This is a genomic window from Mycobacterium sp. ITM-2016-00317, from assembly GCF_002968295.1.
Classification (GTDB): Bacteria; Actinomycetota; Actinomycetes; order Mycobacteriales; family Mycobacteriaceae; genus Mycobacterium.
On sequence record NZ_CP134399.1, the window covers coordinates 5571911 to 5589264 of the forward strand.

The following is a 17354-nucleotide window of genomic DNA, read 5'->3' on the forward strand; positions in this document are numbered from 1 at the left end:
CAGTCTAGACGCGGCCGATCTTGGCGGACGGTCCGCCGGTCTTGAGCCCCGCGCTGATCCGCCGGCAATTCTCCCCCATCGCCGTGACCTGCGGTCGGCTCAGCCGATCCAGGAAGTGCATACGCACCGCGGCGCCGTAGGTCTTCATCGCACCCGACAACGACTCCCGGCCTTCGGGTGTGATGCTCGCGAGCACCCCGCGCCCGTCGTCCGGACTGGCTCCGCGGCTGACGAGCCCCTGGACTTCCAGCCGGTGGATCTGCCGCGTCACCCGACTGGGCAACGACATCAGCGCCTCGGCGACGTCACCCATCCGCGCCGCCCCCGTCGGCGACTTCGCCAACATGTCGAGCAAACGGACATCGTTCAGCGTCAGCCCGTGTTGATCGTTCAGCGAGCGGTTCATCGTTGCGTACATTCGCAGCGCAGCATCCAGAAAGTTCTGCCACGCTCTTTGCTCAGCTATGTCGAGCCCCGGCGTGTCGCTTGCCGTGCGTCCCCCAATAATCCCCTCCATACGCACATACTATGTCGCCCAGCGCGTTGCCGGTGAAGAAATTTACCGGGGTTTTCCCAGCGTAGTAGGCTTATTTGAATGCAAGCCATCGTGGCGGATGCCTCCTCGCACAAGCTGACCTGGCAGTCCGTGCCAGACGTCCACCCTGGTCCCGGTGAAGTTCTCATCGAAGTAGTTGCCGCCGGCGTCAATCGCGCCGACCTCCTACAGGCGGCCGGTAAGTACCCGCCGCCTCCCGGAGCGAGCGAGATCATCGGGCTCGAGGTGTCCGGCACCATCGCCGCAGTGGGCGACGGGGTTGCGCAATGGTCGCCTGGGGAAACGGTTTGCGCTTTGCTGGCCGGCGGCGGCTACGCCGAGTACGTCGCCGTCCCCGCAGCACAGGTGATGCCGATACCCCACGGGGTTCCGCTACCTCACGCGGCCGCTCTGCCCGAGGTCGCCTGCACCGTCTGGTCGAACGTGGTGATGACCGGCCTGGCCGCGCCCGAACTCCTGCTGATCCACGGCGGCGCGAGCGGCATCGGCACCCACGCGATCCAAGTGGCCAAAGCGTTGAACTGCCGGGTGGCGGTGACCGCCGGGTCGGCGAACAAACTCGACCTGTGCGCAGAGCTCGGCGCGGACATCACGATCGACTACCACAACGACGACTTCGTCGAGATCGTCCGCCAGGCCGGGGGCGCCGACGTGATCCTCGACATCATCGGCGCGAAGTACCTCGACCGGAACATCGACGCGCTGGCCCCCGACGGACGCGTGGTGATCATCGGCATGCAGGGCGGCGCCAAAGGCGAGCTCAATATCGGCAAGCTGCTGGCCAAGCGCGGAAGCGTGACAGCGACCGCACTGCGGGCCCGGCCGGTCGAGGGCCGCGGCTCCAAAGCCGACATCGTCGCCGAGGTCACCGCCCAGGTGTGGCCGATGGTCGCCGAGGGTGTGGTCCGGCCGGTCATCGGCGCCGAATTCCCCATCGCCGAGGCGCAGGCCGCCCACGAGCTCCTGGAATCCGGCGATATCTCCGGCAAGGTGCTGCTACGGGCGGACGTGTAGCCGGGTCAGCCCAGCGAAGCCAGCGCTCGCACCAGCTGATCGATCTCCGCGGCGGTGTTGTAGTGCGCCAGCCCGATGGTGACCGCACCGCCGATGTCGTCGACGCCGATCAGGTCGAGGACCCGCGAGCTCGCGTTCGCGATCGCGAGGATGCCGTTGTCGGCCAGCCTCTGCACCACCCGCTCGGCGGGCACGCTGTCGAGGACGAAGCTGAGCACCGGGATCCGCTCCTCGGGACTGCCCAGCACGGTGACCGTCGGCAGCGACCTCAGCGATGTGAGCAGATAGTCGAACAGCGCGCTCATGTGCGCCGCAACCGACCGCATCGACACCGACAGCCGCTCACGCCGCGAGCCCTGCGCCGAATCCTCCAGCGAGGCCAGATATTCGATGCTGGCCACTACTCCGGCGAGCATCCCGAACTGGTGGGACCCGAGCTCCAGGCGGGCCGCACCCGACGCGTGAGGGTCCAATGACACCGATCCGAACGCGTCGATGACCGACGGGTCGCGGAACACCAGCGCCCCGATCGGCGGACCTCCCCAGGCCAGCGCGTTGACCGCCACCACGTCGGCGTCGGTCTCGTCGAAGTCGAACAAGCGGTAGGGGGCGGCCGCGGAGTGGTCCACGATCAACAGACCGCCGACCTCGTGCACCAGCTTGGCGACCTCGCGCAGTTCGGTGACCGTGCCCAGCGTCGAGGACGCCGAGGTGATCGCCACCAGCCGGGTCGGCCGGGTCACCAGGGCCTCCCACTGCCAGGTGGGCAGCTCGCCGGTTTCGATGTCGACCTCGGCCCACTTCACCTTGGCGCCGAACCGGTTGGCCGCACGAAGCCACGGCGCGACGTTGGCCTCGTCGTCGAGGCGGCTGACCACCAGCTCGTAGCCCAGCCCGACGCGGGCCGACGCGGCATCGGCCAGTGAGGTCAGCAGGACCGCGCGGTCGGCGCCGAGTACGACGCCGGCCGGATCCGCGTTGACGAGGTCTGCCACAGCCTGGCGGGCGGCGGCCAGCACGGCCGCGCTGCGCCGCGCGGCGGGATGCGCGCTGGACGTGGTGGGCATGGAACCGCGGAACGCCGTCGAGACCGCTCGGCCCACCGAGTCGGGCTGCAGCATGCCGTTCTGGGCGTCCATATGCACCCATCCATCGCCCAGAGAGGGGTGCAGTCCGCGCACCCGGGCGACGTCGTATGCCATGCCAGACCACCTTAGTGCGCCTTGGAACTTCGCCGTTCCGCCGAAATTTTGGCGTCCCCGCGTCTGCCCGACCTCGCTGTTACCGCCCACGTCCACACTGTCGCAAGCCATCTGCGGAGCCATACTAGTCGAGCCCACGACAAGCAAGGAGCGCTACCAGCTGTGCTGTTGCTGGCGACCGACGGCCACATCTGTGAACGTTTACTACCTTGGATGTGAGCATTTGCCAGGGGTGATGCGGCGACGAACCCGCCTTCGCGCGGTCGCGTTCGGCCGCCGGGCCGGGGGCAGACCCCCGCTGGACAATTCCGGCGCGTGGGAGAAGATCTACAACGACACTGGGGCCCGCGCCCACCGACGACGCGGAACCCGACCGCGTCAACCGAGAAAAGCTGGGGCACTCTTAGGGACATGGCTATCAATAGCGACGACGACAACATCGAGATCGTCGGCGAAAGCGACGGGGGCGCGGAGCGCTCCGACGGCAAGTCGTTGAGCGACCTCGTCGAGCAGCCCGCCAAGGTGATGCGGATCGGCACGATGATCAAGCAGCTGCTGGAGGAGGTGCGCGCGGCCCCGCTGGATGACGCCAGCCGGGAACGGCTGCGCGACGTCCACCGCACCAGCATCCATGAGCTCGAGCAGGGGTTGGCCCCCGAGCTCCGCGACGAACTGGAGCGGCTGACCCTGCCCTTCACCGAGGACGCCGTGCCGTCCGATGCCGAACTGCGCATCGCCCAGGCCCAGCTGGTCGGCTGGCTGGAAGGGCTGTTCCACGGGATCCAGACCGCGCTGTTCGCCCAGCAGATGGCCGCTCGTCAGCAGCTGGAGCAGATGCGCCAGGGCGCTCTGCCGCCGGGCGTGGTCGTCCCCGGCCACCGCGGCGGGGCGGGACAGGGCACCGGTCAGTACCTGTGAGATTCGCGTGACGATTCCATCCTCGGTGGAGCCCTGCATCGAGACCCGCAACGCGTGGGTCGAGTTCCCCATCTTCGACGCCAAGACCCGCTCCCTGAAGAAGGCGTTCCTCGGCAAGGCCGGCGGCGCGATCGGACGCAACGATTCCAACGTCGTCGTCATCGAGGCACTGCGCGACATCACGATGACGCTGAAGATGGGCGACCGGGTCGGCCTGGTCGGTCACAACGGCGCCGGCAAGTCCACGCTGCTGCGCCTGCTGTCGGGCATCTACGAACCCACCCGGGGTGTGGCCACGGTGCGGGGCCGGGTGGCCCCGGTGTTCGACCTGGGCGTCGGGATGGACCCGGAGATCTCCGGGTTCGAGAACATCATCATCCGTGGGCTGTTCCTCGGCCAGACCCGTAAACAGATGATGAGCAAGGTCGACGAGATCGCCGAGTTCACCGAATTGGGCGACTACCTGAACATGCCGCTGCGCACGTACTCGACGGGCATGCGGGTGCGGCTGGCCATGGGTGTGGTGACCAGCATCGACCCCGAGATCCTATTGCTCGACGAGGGCATCGGCGCGGTCGACGCCGAGTTCCTCAAGAAGGCGCAGTCGCGGCTGGCCGACCTTGTCGAACGCTCCGGGATCCTGGTGTTCGCCAGCCACTCCAACGAATTCCTGGCCCGGCTGTGCAACACCGCGATGTGGATCGACCACGGCACCATCAGGATGGAGGGCGGCATCGAGGACGTCGTCCGCGCCTACGAGGGTGAGGACGCCGCGCGGCACGTGCGCGAGGTACTCGAGGAGACGGCACACACGCATGAGCGTTGAGCGCGCGCGCGACGGCCGGACCGGCGGCGACGCGCTCGTCGTCGCGGTCGTCGTCACCCACCGCCGCCCCGACGAGTTGGCCAAGTCGCTGGACGCGGTCTGCGCGCAGAGCAGGCGGCCCGACCATCTGATCGTCGTCGACAACGACGACGACGACCATGTCCGTGATCTCGTTGTCGGACAACCTGTTCCGACCACCTACCTGGGCTCGCGGCGCAACCTCGGCGGAGCGGGCGGTTTCGCGCTGGGCATGCTGCACGCGCTGAGCCTCGGCGCGGACTGGCTCTGGCTGGCCGACGACGACGGCCGCCCGCAGGACACCGAGGTGCTGGCCACCCTGCTGGCGTGCGCCGAGCAGCACGGGCTGGCGGAGGTTTCGCCGATGGTGTGCAACCTCGACGACCCCGGTCGGCTGGCGTTCCCGCTGCGGCGCGGCCTGAAGTGGCGCCGACTGGTCAGCGAGCTGCGGGTCGACGGTGACGACGGTCTGCTGCCCGGTATCGCGTCGCTGTTCAACGGCGCGCTGTTCCGCGCCTCGACGGTGGAGGCCGTCGGCGTGCCCGATCTGCGGCTGTTCATCCGCGGCGACGAGGTGGAACTGCACCGCAGGCTGGTGCGCTCCGGACTGCCCTTCGGCACCTGCCTACAGGCCAGCTATTTACACCCCTGCGGCACAGAGGAATTCAAGCCGATCCTCGGGGGCCGCATGCATACCCAGTACCCCGACAACGAGACCAAGCGGTACTACACCTACCGCAACCGCGGGTACGTACTGTCCCAACCCGGGTTGCGCAAGCTGCTGCCCCAGGAACTGGTCCGCTTCGGCTGGTACTTCCTGGTGTCCCGGCGCGACCCGGCCGGGTTCCGCGACTGGATCCGCCTGCAGCAGTTGGGACGCCGCGAGAAGTTCTTCCGTGGCGAGGGAAGTGACGGGATGGAAAGACGACGATGACGATCATGGATGCCGCCGCGCGGTCCCGGACGTTCGGCCGGGCGTGGGGCGACCTGGTCGCCGGCTTCAGCAAGCGCGAACTGTGGCTACACCTGGGCTGGCAGGACATCAAGCAGCGCTACCGGCGTTCGGTGCTCGGCCCGTTCTGGATCACCATCGCCACCGGCACCACCGCGGTGGCCATGGGCGGGCTGTACTCGATGCTGTTCAAACTCGAACTGTCCGAACATCTCCCGTACGTCACGCTCGGCCTGATCGTGTGGAACCTGATCAACGCTTCCATCTTGGAGGGCGCGGACGTCTTCGTGGCCAACGAGGGCCTGATCAAACAACTGCCGACCCCGTTGTCGGTGCACGTCTACCGGCTGGTGTGGCGGCAGATGCTGCTGTTCGCGCACAACATCATCATCTTCGTCATCATCGCGATCATCTATCCGAAGCCGTGGTCGTGGGCGGACCTGTCCGTGATCCCGGCGCTACTGCTGCTCGCGCTCAACTGTGTCTGGGTGGCACTGTGTTTCGGCATTCTGGCCACCCGCTACCGCGACATCAGCCCGCTGCTGGGCAGCCTGGTGCAGCTGCTGTTCTTCATGACGCCGATCATCTGGAACGAGTCCACGCTGCAGGCCCAAGGCGCGGGCGGCTGGGCCAAGATCGTCGAACTCAATCCGCTGCTGCACTATCTCGACATCGTGCGTGCACCGCTGCTGGGCGCCGAGCAGGAACTGCGGCACTGGGTGGTGGTGCTGGTGCTCACCGTCGTCGGCTGGGGCTTCGCGGCGCTGGCGATGCGCCAGTACCGCGCCCGCGTGCCGTATTGGGTGTGACGGTCAGCTGGACAATCCGGTGACCTCGGGTTCGGGCCCGAACACGAAGCGCCGGCCCGTCACCGATTGCGGTGTGATGCGCACGAATCGCTCTTTCTGAGTAGCGATCCACGGGTAGAGCCCGGCGCGCCGCGCCTCGGCAATCTCGTTGGAGGTCGCCAGCAGACGCGCCTTGCCGCGGACGATCACGCTCCAGCCCTCGGCGACGTTGTGCTCGTCGGCCTCGAACACCACGTACTCGTTGAGTGCCGCGGTCAGCAATTTCGTCCCCTCCGCGGTGCGGAACAGCACCGTGTTGTTCTGCACGACGAAGTTGACGGGGAAGATCTCGGTCCAGCCGTTCACCGTCGTCACCAGCCGGCCCAGGGACACGCTGCCGAGCCGCTCCCAGCTCTCGGTGTCGGTGAGCTCGGTGACCGGTGCGTCCGATGTGGTTGTCGCGTCCATGATTTTGATCGTGGTCGCGGCGGGCCGAGTCTCCTAGGGTCCAAAGACACTTCCGCCCCGCATCGCCGAGATTGCATCTGGTCCGCGAAAGTGCGTGTGCGGACCGCGTGGAATGCGATTTCGGCGAGCGGGGCGGCAGGGGTTACTTGACGTCGACGTAGTAGATGCTCGCGCCGGTCTTGCTGTTCTGGTAGGTCCGGTCGTAACGGAAGTCCCGGACCGTGCCGCGGATGTCGCCGCCCTTGTTGATCCCGACCACGCTGGCCTGGCTCAGCGCCGCGTCCGACAGCCGGTTCACGACCACCCGGTGGCCCTGGGCCTCCAGCTGGCTGATGACCGCGTCGGCGTTGCCTCCGGTCGGGGCGGCAGCGGTGGGAGCGGCCAGCCCGAGGACTGCGGCGCCCAGGCCGGCGGCGAAAGCGGTGGCGATGGTGAGGTTCTTCATGGTGATGCCCTTCCCGGTCGGGTCGGAGCCGTGGAGCGTGTCACGCGGTCTCGACTGGTGGTGGTGATCTTGATGATCTGAACTGTTGAACCGGCTGGTCAGAGGATTAATTCCACTGGCAGAATTTGTTCGCCGGTTGGCCGGAACCAGACCATCGGGGCGGGTGGTTCAGCGGCGGCGCGGGACGGGCGTGCGCACGGCGACGTTGATGCGGTTCCACGCGTTGATCGTCACGGCCATCGCGATGACCTGTCCGAGTTCACGTTCGGAGAACACCCGCGCCGCCTCGTCGTACACCGCGTCGGGGACGCCGTGCCCGCCGAGTTCGGTGACGGCCTCGGTCAGGGCCAGAGCGGCCCGCTCTCGTTCGTCGAACAGCTCGCCGGCCTCGGCCCACGCGGCGAGCACGTCGACCTTCTGCTCGCTGACGCCGTGCTTGCGGGCGTCGCGGGTGTGCATGTCGAGGCAGAACGCGCACCGGTTGAGCTGCGAGGCGCGGATCTTGATCAACTCGCCGAGCGCAGGGTCGACGTCTTTGGCCGCAGCCGAGGACAGCGTCATCATCGCGTCGTAGAGCTCCGGCGAGCTCTTGTGCAGGAGGAGGCGGTTCCGGGTGGTCAGTGTCTGTGTCATGGGCTCGACGCTAGACCCGAATGGACCGCGAAGATGGTTCAATTCAGTGGTGACATCATGGGCCAATCCGGGTGCGCGGGATCTGCATCTGGATCTGCGTGCGGCGCTTGTGCCGGGCGCGCGCGGCACCAAAGACGCGCTGATCGCTGCGTTGCGCGACGCGGCGCGCTCGGGCCGACTGGCCGCCGGCACCAAGCTGCCGCCGTCGCGGACCCTGGCCACCGACCTGGGGCTGGCCCGCAACACCGTCGCCGACGCGTACGCCGAACTGGTCGGCGAGGGCTGGCTGGCCTCGCGCCAGGGCGCGGGGACCTGGGTCGTCGACCACACCGCCGACGTCATCGCGCCGCCCCTCCCCCGCGGCATGAGCGTCACCGCCACCCACAACCTGATGCCGGGTTCACCCGACGTCGCGGAGTTCCCCCGCAGTCAGTGGCTGGCCAGCACACGCCGGGCGCTGACCGGCGCCCCCACCGAGGCGCTGCGCATGGGAGACCCACGCGGTCGGCCCGAATTGCGTTCAGCGCTGGCTGATTACCTGGCTCGGGTGCGCGGGGTGCGGACCTCCCCGGAGTCCGTCGTGATCTGCGCCGGAGTCCGCCACGGCGTCGAATTGCTGGCACGGGTGCTGGGCGGACCGATCGCGGTGGAGGGCTACGGGCTGCACCTGTTCCGCGACGCGCTCGAGGCCGCCGGCGTGCCGACGGTGCCCGTGAGCGTCGACGAGAAGGGCGCCGTCGTCGGCGATCTCGACGCCCTCGACGTGTCCTCGGTGCTGCTGACGCCGGCCCACCACAATCCGCTCGGCATGTCGCTGCACCCCTCGCGGCGCACCGCCGTCGTCGAGTGGGCCACGCGCACAGGTGGATTCGTCCTCGACGACGACTACGACGGTGAGTTCCGTTACGACCGGCAGCCGGTCGGCGCGCTGCAGGCCCTGCGGCCGGACCGCGTCGTCTATCTGGGCTCGACGAGCAAGAGCCTGTCCCAGGCTCTTCGGCTGGGCTGGATGGTGTTGCCGGACAACCTCGTCGACGCGGTGGTGGCGGCCGCCGGTGGTCAGCAGTACTACGTCGACGCGATCAGCCAACTCACCCTGGCGGACTTCATCGACAGCGGCTCCTACGACCGGCACATCCGTCGCATGCGGATGAGATACCGGCGGCGGCGTGACGTGCTGGTCTCGGCACTGGCGCCGTTCGACGTCGGCATCGCCGGCCTCGCCGCCGGGGTGAACCTGCTCGTCACACTGCCCGACGGCGCCGAACCGGAAGTCCTACGCCGGGTCGGCGAGGCCGGAATCGCGCTGACCGGGCTGTCGCTGATGCGCCATCCGCTGGCCGGCCCCGACACCGGCGCGCGCGACGGGCTGGTGGTCGGCTTCGCGGCACCGGCCGAACACGCCTTTCCGGCCGCGATCGCGGCGCTGTGCGACGTACTGCGGGCGAGCGGTCTCTAGCGGTACCTGGCGCCGAGATTGCGTCCAGTGCGGGAAACCGCGCGTGCGGACCGCGTGGAATGCGATTTCGGCGGGCAGGGACCGTAAGCTGCCCGGGTGGCCGAGCCCCCCATGTCACCGCAGCTGAGCCTCAAGACACAGATCTGGCGGTTCCTGGTGACCGGCGGGCTGGCCGCGGTGGTGGACTTCGGCCTGTACGTCGCGCTGCTGGCGGCCGGGCTGCACGTCAACCTCGCCAAGACTCTCAGCTTCGTCGCCGGCACCACCACCGCGTACCTGATCAACCGGCGATGGACGTTCCAGGCCCCGCCCAGCAGGGCCAGGTTCGTCGCGGTCTGCGCGCTGTACGCGTTGACCTACGCCGTGCAGGTGGGCATCAATTACGCGTTCTACATGGAGTTCGAGGACCAGCCCTGGCGGGTGCCGGTGGCATTCGTGATCGCGCAGGGCACCGCGACGATCATCAACTTCATCGTCCAGCGAGTGGTGATCTTCCGGGTCGCGTGAACGCGGCGACCGGAAAAGCACTCACGCCGCACCGACGACCGCGGCCGTCGCGGTACCCTCTGTGGCGATGCTGAGCACGGATTTCTCGACCACTCTCAAGCCGTTGACCGGCTGGGGCCGCACCGCACCGTCGGTGGCCCGGGTGTTGTCGACGCCCGACCCCGAGGTGATCGCCGAGGCGGTGCGGCAGACCGCCGAGCACCCCGGACGGGGAGTGCTCGCCCGCGGGCTGGGCCGCTCCTACGGCGACAACGCCCAGAACGGCGGCGGGCTCGTCATCGACATGCACGCCCTCAACCGCATCCACTCGATCCAGGCCGACGACGCGCTCGTCGACGTCGACGCCGGGGTCAACCTCGACCAGCTGATGCGCGCGGCGCTGCCACTCGGTCTGTGGGTCCCGGTGCTGCCCGGCACCCGGCAGGTCACCATCGGCGGCGCCATCGCCTGCGACATCCACGGCAAGAACCACCACAGCGCCGGCAGCTTCGGCAACCACGTGCGCTCGATGGACCTGCTCACCGCCGACGGCCAGGTGCGCACCATCACCCCCGACGGGCCGGATGCCGACCTGTTCTGGGCCACGGTGGGCGGCAACGGGCTGACCGGCATCATCCTGCGTGCCACCATCGAGATGACACCGACCGAGACGGCGTACTTCATCGCCGACGGTGACGTCACCTCCAGTCTCGACGAGACCATCGCGTTCCACACCGACGGCACCGAGGCCAACTACACGTACTCCAGCGCGTGGTTCGACGCGATCAGCCCGCCCCCCAAGCTGGGCCGCGCCGCGATCTCCCGCGGTTCGCTGGCCACGCTCGACCAGCTGCCGAAGAAGCTGCGCAAGAACCCGCTGAAATTCGATGCGCCGCAACTGCTCACGCTGCCCGACGTGTTCCCGAACGGCCTGGCCAACAAGTACACGTTCATGCCGATCGGCGAGCTGTGGTACCGCAAGTCCGGGACCTACCGCGGCAAGGTGCAGAACCTGACGCAGTTCTACCACCCGCTCGACATGTTCGGAGAGTGGAACCGGGCCTACGGGGTGGCGGGTTTCGCCCAGTACCAGTTCGTGGTGCCCACCTCCGCCGTCGAGGAGTTCAAGGCGATCCTGGTCGACATCCAGCGCTCCGGGTTCTACTCGTTCCTCAATGTGTTCAAGCTCTTCGGCCCGGGAAACCAAGCGCCGCTGAGCTTTCCGATTCCCGGCTGGAACGTGTGCGTCGACTTCCCGATCACCACCGGCCTTAACGAGTTCCTCAACGGGCTCGACAAGCGGGTGCTCGAGTTCGGCGGACGGCTCTACACCGCCAAGGACTCCCGCACCACCGCTGAGACCTTCCATGCCATGTATCCCCGAATCGACGAGTGGATCGCCGTGCGCCGCAGGGTCGATCCCGACGGGGTGTTCGCTTCCGACATGGCCCGACGACTGGAGTTGCTCTAGATGGTGTTCGATGCGACCGGCAATCCGCAGGGGATCCTGCTTCTCGGCGGTACCTCCGAGATCGCGCTGGCGATCGCCGAGCGCTTCCTGCGCAACGCCAACGCCCGGGTCGTGCTCGCCGATCTGCCCAACCATCCGCGCAAGGACGCTGCCATCGAGCAGATGCGCGCCGCAGGCGCCAAGTCCGTCGAGTGGATCGACTTCGACGCCCTCGACACCGACAGCCACCCGAAGGTGATAGACGCCGCGTGGCACGAAGGCGACGCCGAGAAGGACATCGACGTGGCGGTCGTCGCGTTCGGGCTGCTCGGTGACGCCGAGGAGCTGTGGCAGAACCAGCGCAAAGCCGTGCAGATCGCCGAGATCAACTACACCGCAGCGGTTTCGGTCGGTGTGCTGCTGGGCGAGAAGATGCGAGCACAGGGCTCGGGACGCATCATCGCGATGAGCTCGGCGGCCGGCGAACGGGTCCGCCGGTCCAACTTCGTCTACGGCTCCACCAAGGCCGGGCTCGACGGCTTCTACCTCGGCCTCGGAGAGGCGTTGCGCGAGTACGGGGTTCACGTGCTGGTCATCCGGCCCGGCCAGGTCCGCACCACCACGACGATGGAGCACTGGAAGGCCACCGGCGCCAAGGAAGCCCCGTTCACCGTCGACAAGGAAGACGTCGCCGAGCTGGCGGTCACCGCGTCGGCCAAGGGCAAGGACCTGATCTGGGCGCCCGGGGTCTTCCGCTACGTGATGATGGTGTTGCGCCACATCCCCCGCGCAATCTTCCGCAAGCTCCCCATCTGATCCGGTGGGCAGGAGCGAAACGACCCGGGACACCACCGCAGCGGCCCGGTTGGCCGTGCCGCTGCGAACTCTCGGCCAGATGCTCCTCGCGACGGTCATCGCCGTCGCGGTCGGCGTCGTCAGCCTGTACGCGATCGCCCGCGTCGAGTGGCCCGCCTACAACTCGTCGAACCAACTGCACGCGCTGACCACCGTCGGGCAGGTCGGCTGCCTGGTCGGGCTGTTCGCCGCCGGAATGCTGTGGCGCCGGGGACGGCAGACCCTGGCCCGCCTCGCGGCGCTGGTGTTCCTGGCCGCGTTCTCGGTGGTCACGCTGGCGATGCCGCTGGGCGCCACCCGCCTCTACCTGTTCGGCATCAGCGTCGACCAACAGTTCCGCACCGAATACCTGACCCGGTTCGCCGACACCGCCGCACTGCACGACATGACCTACATCGGGCTGCCGCCGTTCTATCCCCCCGGCTGGTTCTGGATCGGGGGCCGGCTGGCGGCGCTGACCGACACCCCGGCCTGGGAGATGTTCAAACCGTGGTCGATCATCTCGATCACCATCGCGATCGTGCTGGCGCTGGTGCTGTGGGGGGCGATGCTGCGCTTCGAATACGCGCTGATCGTGTCCACCGCGACCGCCGCTGCGGCGCTGGCCTACTCGCCTGCCGAGCCCTACGCGGCCATCGTCGCGGTGCTGCTGCCACCGGTGTTCGTGCTGGCCTGGTCGGGACTGACTGCGCGGGAACGCGCCGGCGGACCGGGAACCCGGCCGAGCGGCGGCTGGGCGGCGATCGTCGGCACCGGCGTGTTCCTCGGCATCACCGGGCTGTTCTACACACTGCTGCTGGCCTACGCCGCGTTCACGTTGACCGTGATGGCCGTGCTGCTGGCCGTGACGCGCAGGCACTGGGACCCGCTGCTGCGGCTGCTCACCATCGCGGTGATCTCCGGGCTGATCGCGCTGATCGGCTGGGGCCCGTACCTGCTGGCCGCGGCGCGCGGCACCCCCGCCGAGTCCGGCACCGCGCAGCACTACCTGCCCAAGGACGGCGCCGAGCTGTCCTTCCCGATGCTGCAGTTCACCTTGCTGGGCGCGCTGTGCCTGCTCGGCACCGTCTGGCTGGTGATCCACGCGCGCAGTTCCACCCGAGCTGGCGATGAGCGCTCGCGCGAAGAGCAGATAGCTGGCGATGAGCGCTCGCGCGAAGAGCAGATTGCAGGTGCGCTGGCGCTGGCCGTGCTGACGGTCTACGCGTGGTCGCTGCTGTCCATGCTGACCACCCTGCTGGGCACCACGCTGCTGTCCTTCCGGCTGCAGCCAACCCTGACGATCCTGCTGGCCGCGGCGGGCGCGTTCGGGTTCATCGACGTGACGCGCGCCGCCGCGCGCCGGGTGCGGGCGGTCAACGCGCCCAAGCTGGTGGCGGTCGCCACCGCCGTCGGCGCGCTCGGCGCGGTGACCTTCAGCCAGGACATCCCCGACGTGCTGCGCCCGGACATCGTGGTCGCCTACACCGACACCGACGGGTACGGCGAGCGCGCCGACCGCAGGCCGCCCGGCGCCGAGCAGTACTACCGCGAGGTCGACACCCGGATCCTGGAAGTGACGGGCCGGCCGCGCAACGAGACCGTCGTGCTGACCGCCGACTACAGCTTCCTGTCGTACTACCCCTACTACGGTTTCCAGGGGCTGACCTCGCACTACGCGAACCCGCTCGCGCAGTTCGACCAGCGCGCCGGGGCCATCGAGGGCTGGTCGATGCTCACCGACGCCGACCAGTTCATCGAGGAGCTCGACAGCATGCCGTGGGAGCCGCCGCAGGTGTTCCTGATGCGCCGCGGCGCCAACGACACCTACACGCTGCGCCTGGCCGAGGACGTCTATCCCAACCAGCCGAACGTGCGGCGCTACCACGTCGCCCTCGACGACGCGCTGTTCGACGACCCGCGTTTCGACGTGTCCACCGTCGGGCCGTTCGTGCTGGCCATCCGCAAGCCATCTACCATCTAGCCCCGTGGTCCAGCAGCCGGCACCGGCCGAGTCGACAGACGTGTCGTCGACGAAGCTGACAGATGTGTCGGGCCGTAATCACCGCACGGCGCGGCTCATCGCGATCGTGGCGGGACTGCTGGGCACCCTGCTGGCCATCGCCACCCCGCTGCTGCCGGTCAACCAGACCACCGCGCAGCTGAACTGGCCGCAGAACGGTGTGCTGCAGAGCGTCGACGCCGCACTGATCGGCTACGTCGCCACCGACCTGGAGATCACCGTCCCGTGCAGCGCCGCGGCGGGGCTGGACCGGCCCGGCCGCACCGTGCTGCTGTCCACGGTGCCCAAGCAGGCGCCCAACGCCGTCGACCGCGGCCTGCTCATCGAGCGGGTCAACAACGACGTGCTCGTCATCGTCCGCAACACGCCGGTGGTCAGTGCCCCGCTGAACCAGGTGCTCAGCCCGGCCTGCGAGGAGCTGCGGTTCACCGCGCACGCCGACAAGGTGACGGGCGAGTTCGTCGGCCTGCAGACCCAGCCCGACCCCGCCGACCCGGACCGGTCCGAGGAACCGCTGCGCGGCGAACGCGGCGGCTACGACTTCCGCCCGCAGATCGTCGGCGTGTTCACCGACCTGTCCGGGCCTGCCCCGCCGGGCCTGGAGTTCTCCGCGACCGTCGACACCCGCTACTCCACCTCGCCGACGCTGTTGAAGCTGCTCGCGATGATCATCGGCGTCGCGATGACCGTGGTGTCCCTGGGTGCGCTGCACGTGCTGGACCGCGCCGACGGGCGCAGGCACAAGCGTTTCCTGCCGCCGCGCTGGTGGTCGATGACGCCGCTGGACGGGCTGGTCACCGCCGTGCTGGTGTGGTGGCACTTCGTCGGCGCGAACACCGCCGACGACGGCTACATCCTCACCATGGCCCGCGTCTCGGAGAACGCCGGCTACATGGCCAACTACTACCGCTGGTTCGGCACGCCCGAGGCGCCGTTCGGCTGGTACTACGACCTGCTCGCCCTGTGGTCGCATGTGAGCACCGCCAGCGTGTGGATGCGACTGCCGACCCTGCTGATGGGCCTGGCCTGCTGGTGGGTGATCAGCCGGGAGGTACTGCCGCGCCTGGGCACGGCGGTCAAGCACAGCCGGGCCGCGGCCTGGACCGCCGCCGGGCTGTTCCTGGCGTTCTGGCTGCCGCTGAACAACGGCCTGCGCCCCGAGCCGATCATCGCGCTGGGCATCCTGCTGACCTGGTGCTCGGTCGAGCGCGGCGTGGCCACCAGCCGGCTGCTGCCGGTGGCCGTGGCGATCATCATCGGTGCGCTGACCCTGTTCTCCGGACCCACCGGCATCGCCGCGGTGGGCGCGCTGCTGGTTGCCATCGGCCCACTGAAAACCATTGTCGCCGCGCATGTCTCGCGGTTCGGCTACTGGGCGCTGCTGGCCCCGATCGCCGCGGCGGGCACCGTCGCGATCTTCCTGATCTTCCGGGACCAGACCCTGGCCTCCGAGCTGCAGGCCAGCAGCTTCAAATCCGCCGTCGGCCCCAGCCTGGCCTGGTTCGACGAGCACATCCGCTACTCCCGGTTGTTCACCACCAGCCCCGACGGCTCGGTCGCACGCCGGTTCGCGGTCCTGACACTGCTGCTCGCGCTGGTGGTGGCGGTCGCGATGACGTTGCGCAAGGGCCGGATCCCTGGCACCGCCGCCGGTCCCAGCCTGCGCATCATCGGCATCACCGTGATCTCGTTCCTGGCGATGATGTTCACCCCCACCAAGTGGACCCACCACTTCGGGGTGTTCGCCGGGCTGGCCGGTTCGCTCGGCGCGCTTGCCGCGGTCGCGATCTCCGCGGCCGCGATGCGCTCCCCCCGCAACCGCGCGATCTTCACCGCCGCAGTGTTGTTCCTGACCGCGTTGTCGTTCGCGACGGTCAACGGCTGGTGGTACGTCTCCAATTTCGGGGTGCCGTGGTCGAACGCGTTCCCGGAGTACAAGTTCGGGTTCACCACGATGCTGCTCGGGCTGTCGCTGGTGGCCCTGCTGGTGGCGGCCTGGCTGCACTTCTCCGGGCGCGACGTGCCCCCACCGGAGGGCGCCCTGCCGCGCTGGAAGCGAATCACCCAGGCGCCGTTGGCGATCGCCACCTGGGCGCTGGTCACCTTCGAGGTGGTGTCACTGACCGTCGCGATGGTGGGCCAGTACCCGGCGTGGACGGTGGGCCGGTCCAACCTGCAGGCGCTCACCGGCAAGACCTGCGGCATGGCCGAAGACGTGATGGTCGAACAGGACACCAACGCCGGCATGCTCACCCCGATCGGGGTCCCGGTCGGCGACGCGCTCGGCGAGGTCACCGCGGAAGGGTTCAGTCCCAACGGTGTGCCGTCGGACCTGTCGGCCGACCCGGTGATGGAGCAGCCCGGATCCGACAACTTCGCCGACACCGACAACACCAGCGACACCGGCAGCGAGCCCGGCACCGAGGGCGGCACCACCGTCGCCGCCGGCGTCAACGGCTCGCGGGCCCGGCTGCCTTTCGGCCTGGATCCGGCCACCACCCCGGTGCTGGGCAGCTGGCGCAGCGGGACCCAGCAGCCGGCGTCGCTGCGCTCGGCGTGGTACCGGCTGCCGGACGGCTGGAGCGAACGCGACCGGTCGGACTCGCTGCTGGTCGTGGCCGCCGCCGGCCGGTTCGATTCGGGCGAGGTCGCGGTGCAGTGGGCCGGCGCGGACGGCCAGCCCGGGGGAAGCATCGGGTTCGGCGACGTCGGCGCCGCACCGGCCTGGCGCAATCTGCGCGCCCCGCTGTCGGCCATCCCCTCCGAGGCCACCCAGATCCGGCTGGTCGCCGGCGACGACGACCTGAGCCCCGAGCACTGGATCGCCCTGACCCCGCCGCGCATCCCCGAGCTGCGCACCCTGCAGGAGGTGGTCGGCTCCAGCGACCCGGTGCTGCTCGACTGGCTGGTGGGCCTGGCGTTCCCGTGCCAGCGCCCGTTCGGGCACCGCAACGGCGTCATCGAGGTGCCGCAGTGGCGGATCCTGCCCGACCGGTTCGGCGCAGAGGCCAACTCGCCGGTCATGGACTACCTCGGCGGCGGCCCGCTGGGCATCACCGAGCTGCTGACGCGCCCGGTGACGGTGCCGACGTATCTGGAGAACGACTGGTTCCGCGACTGGGGCGCGCTGCAGCGGTTGGTGCCGTTCTACCCGGACGCCGAACCGGCCCGGCTGGATCTGGGCAGCACCGAGCGCAGCGGGCTGTGGAGCCCGGCGCCGCTGCGGCTGAGCTGACCCGTCGGCGTCCCGGCGGCACGCCGAAGTCTCTGCCATAGGAACGT

The 17354-nt window shown here is 68.9% G+C and carries 16 protein-coding genes; 11 read left to right on the forward strand and 5 right to left on the reverse strand.

Features of this window, described 5'->3' with window-relative positions; all coding sequences use genetic code 11:
• Positions 1-4: 4 nt before the first annotated feature.
• A complete protein-coding gene (locus C6A87_RS26755) occupies positions 5-517 on the reverse strand; it encodes a MarR family transcriptional regulator (RefSeq protein ID WP_311118092.1) in 513 nt (170 codons plus the stop codon).
• A gap of 78 nt (positions 518-595) precedes the next feature.
• On the opposite strand from C6A87_RS26755, the gene C6A87_RS26760 reads away from it, so the two are divergent.
• Positions 596-1570, forward strand: a complete 975-nt coding sequence (locus tag C6A87_RS26760; protein WP_311114997.1) for an NAD(P)H-quinone oxidoreductase — start codon at positions 596-598, stop codon at positions 1568-1570.
• 5 nt (positions 1571-1575) lie between these two features.
• On the opposite strand, the gene C6A87_RS26765 is transcribed toward C6A87_RS26760, so the two are convergent.
• Complete coding sequence (locus C6A87_RS26765; RefSeq protein ID WP_311114998.1) at positions 1576-2772, reverse strand: cysteine desulfurase-like protein; 1197 nt, start codon at positions 2770-2772, stop codon at positions 1576-1578.
• 411 nt (positions 2773-3183) lie between these two features.
• On the opposite strand from C6A87_RS26765, the gene C6A87_RS26770 reads away from it, so the two are divergent.
• Genes C6A87_RS26770 through C6A87_RS26785 form a run of 4 tightly spaced genes read left to right on the forward strand, consistent with a single transcriptional unit; the run spans position 3184 to position 6295 of the window.
• Positions 3184-3690, forward strand: coding sequence for a bacterial proteasome activator family protein (locus tag C6A87_RS26770; RefSeq protein ID WP_311114999.1), 507 nt, complete (start codon positions 3184-3186; stop codon positions 3688-3690).
• A 13-nt stretch (positions 3691-3703) separates the two neighbouring features.
• A complete protein-coding gene (locus tag C6A87_RS26775; RefSeq protein WP_311118093.1) occupies positions 3704-4516 on the forward strand; it encodes an ABC transporter ATP-binding protein in 813 nt (270 codons plus the stop codon).
• Entirely contained in the window at positions 4506-5468 is a 963-nt protein-coding gene (locus C6A87_RS26780) for a glycosyltransferase family 2 protein (RefSeq protein WP_311115000.1), read from the forward strand. Before C6A87_RS26775 ends, C6A87_RS26780 begins: the two co-directional genes overlap by 11 nt.
• Positions 5465-6295, forward strand: a complete 831-nt coding sequence (locus tag C6A87_RS26785; RefSeq protein ID WP_311115001.1) for an ABC transporter permease — start codon at positions 5465-5467, stop codon at positions 6293-6295. The genes C6A87_RS26780 and C6A87_RS26785 overlap by 4 nt, the downstream gene beginning before the upstream one ends.
• 3 nt (positions 6296-6298) lie before the next feature.
• Here C6A87_RS26785 and C6A87_RS26790 read toward each other — a convergent pair whose 3' ends face one another.
• From C6A87_RS26790 to C6A87_RS26800, 3 genes are all read right to left on the reverse strand, one after another.
• Positions 6299-6742, reverse strand: a complete 444-nt coding sequence (locus C6A87_RS26790; protein ID WP_311115002.1) for a pyridoxamine 5'-phosphate oxidase family protein — start codon at positions 6740-6742, stop codon at positions 6299-6301.
• A gap of 142 nt (positions 6743-6884) precedes the next feature.
• Positions 6885-7187 carry a hypothetical protein gene (locus C6A87_RS26795; protein WP_311115003.1) on the reverse strand — a complete coding sequence of 101 codons (303 nt, stop codon included), beginning with the start codon at positions 7185-7187 and terminating at the stop codon, positions 6885-6887.
• Between the two features lie 168 nt (positions 7188-7355).
• Positions 7356-7820 carry a carboxymuconolactone decarboxylase family protein gene (locus tag C6A87_RS26800; protein ID WP_311115004.1) on the reverse strand — a complete coding sequence of 155 codons (465 nt, stop codon included), beginning with the start codon at positions 7818-7820 and terminating at the stop codon, positions 7356-7358.
• 49 nt (positions 7821-7869) lie between these two features.
• Here C6A87_RS26800 and C6A87_RS26805 point away from each other — a divergent pair, with 49 nt between their 5' ends.
• The 6 genes from C6A87_RS26805 (at position 7870) to C6A87_RS26830 (ending at position 17307) form a co-directional block, all read left to right on the forward strand.
• Positions 7870-9279: a PLP-dependent aminotransferase family protein gene (locus C6A87_RS26805; RefSeq protein WP_311115005.1), complete on the forward strand. Its 1410-nt coding sequence runs from the start codon at positions 7870-7872 to the stop codon at positions 9277-9279.
• 111 nt (positions 9280-9390) lie between these two features.
• On the forward strand, positions 9391-9786 hold the full coding sequence (locus C6A87_RS26810; protein WP_311118094.1) for a GtrA family protein: 396 nt from the start codon (positions 9391-9393) through the stop codon (positions 9784-9786).
• Positions 9787-9853: 67 nt separating this feature from the next.
• Complete coding sequence (locus C6A87_RS26815; protein WP_311115006.1) at positions 9854-11236, forward strand: FAD-binding oxidoreductase; 1383 nt, start codon at positions 9854-9856, stop codon at positions 11234-11236.
• Positions 11237-12031: a decaprenylphospho-beta-D-erythro-pentofuranosid-2-ulose 2-reductase gene (locus C6A87_RS26820; protein ID WP_311115007.1), complete on the forward strand. Its 795-nt coding sequence runs from the start codon at positions 11237-11239 to the stop codon at positions 12029-12031.
• 79 nt (positions 12032-12110) lie between these two features.
• Positions 12111-14033, forward strand: a complete 1923-nt coding sequence (locus C6A87_RS26825; protein WP_311118095.1) for a galactan 5-O-arabinofuranosyltransferase — start codon at positions 12111-12113, stop codon at positions 14031-14033.
• A 40-nt stretch (positions 14034-14073) separates the two neighbouring features.
• On the forward strand, positions 14074-17307 hold the full coding sequence (locus C6A87_RS26830; RefSeq protein WP_311118096.1) for an arabinosyltransferase domain-containing protein: 3234 nt from the start codon (positions 14074-14076) through the stop codon (positions 17305-17307).
• Positions 17308-17354: the final 47 nt, after the last annotated feature.

Bases quoted from the DNA above. Each gene is read 5' to 3' on its own strand.
- C6A87_RS26755 (WP_311118092.1), bottom strand. From the start codon at position 517: ATGGAGGGGATTATTGGGGGACGCACGGCAAGCGACACGCCGGGGCTC.
- C6A87_RS26760 (WP_311114997.1), top strand. From the start codon at position 596: ATGCAAGCCATCGTGGCGGATGCCTCCTCGCACAAGCTGACCTGGCAG.
- C6A87_RS26765 (WP_311114998.1), bottom strand. From the start codon at position 2,772: ATGGCATACGACGTCGCCCGGGTGCGCGGACTGCACCCCTCTCTGGGC.
- C6A87_RS26770 (WP_311114999.1), top strand. From the start codon at position 3,184: ATGGCTATCAATAGCGACGACGACAACATCGAGATCGTCGGCGAAAGC.
- C6A87_RS26780 (WP_311115000.1), top strand. From the start codon at position 4,506: ATGAGCGTTGAGCGCGCGCGCGACGGCCGGACCGGCGGCGACGCGCTC.
- C6A87_RS26785 (WP_311115001.1), top strand. From the start codon at position 5,465: ATGACGATCATGGATGCCGCCGCGCGGTCCCGGACGTTCGGCCGGGCG.
- C6A87_RS26790 (WP_311115002.1), bottom strand. From the start codon at position 6,742: ATGGACGCGACAACCACATCGGACGCACCGGTCACCGAGCTCACCGAC.
- C6A87_RS26795 (WP_311115003.1), bottom strand. From the start codon at position 7,187: ATGAAGAACCTCACCATCGCCACCGCTTTCGCCGCCGGCCTGGGCGCC.
- C6A87_RS26800 (WP_311115004.1), bottom strand. From the start codon at position 7,820: ATGACACAGACACTGACCACCCGGAACCGCCTCCTCCTGCACAAGAGC.
- C6A87_RS26810 (WP_311118094.1), top strand. From the start codon at position 9,391: ATGTCACCGCAGCTGAGCCTCAAGACACAGATCTGGCGGTTCCTGGTG.
- C6A87_RS26815 (WP_311115006.1), top strand. From the start codon at position 9,854: ATGCTGAGCACGGATTTCTCGACCACTCTCAAGCCGTTGACCGGCTGG.
- C6A87_RS26820 (WP_311115007.1), top strand. From the start codon at position 11,237: ATGGTGTTCGATGCGACCGGCAATCCGCAGGGGATCCTGCTTCTCGGC.
- C6A87_RS26825 (WP_311118095.1), top strand. From the start codon at position 12,111: ATGCTCCTCGCGACGGTCATCGCCGTCGCGGTCGGCGTCGTCAGCCTG.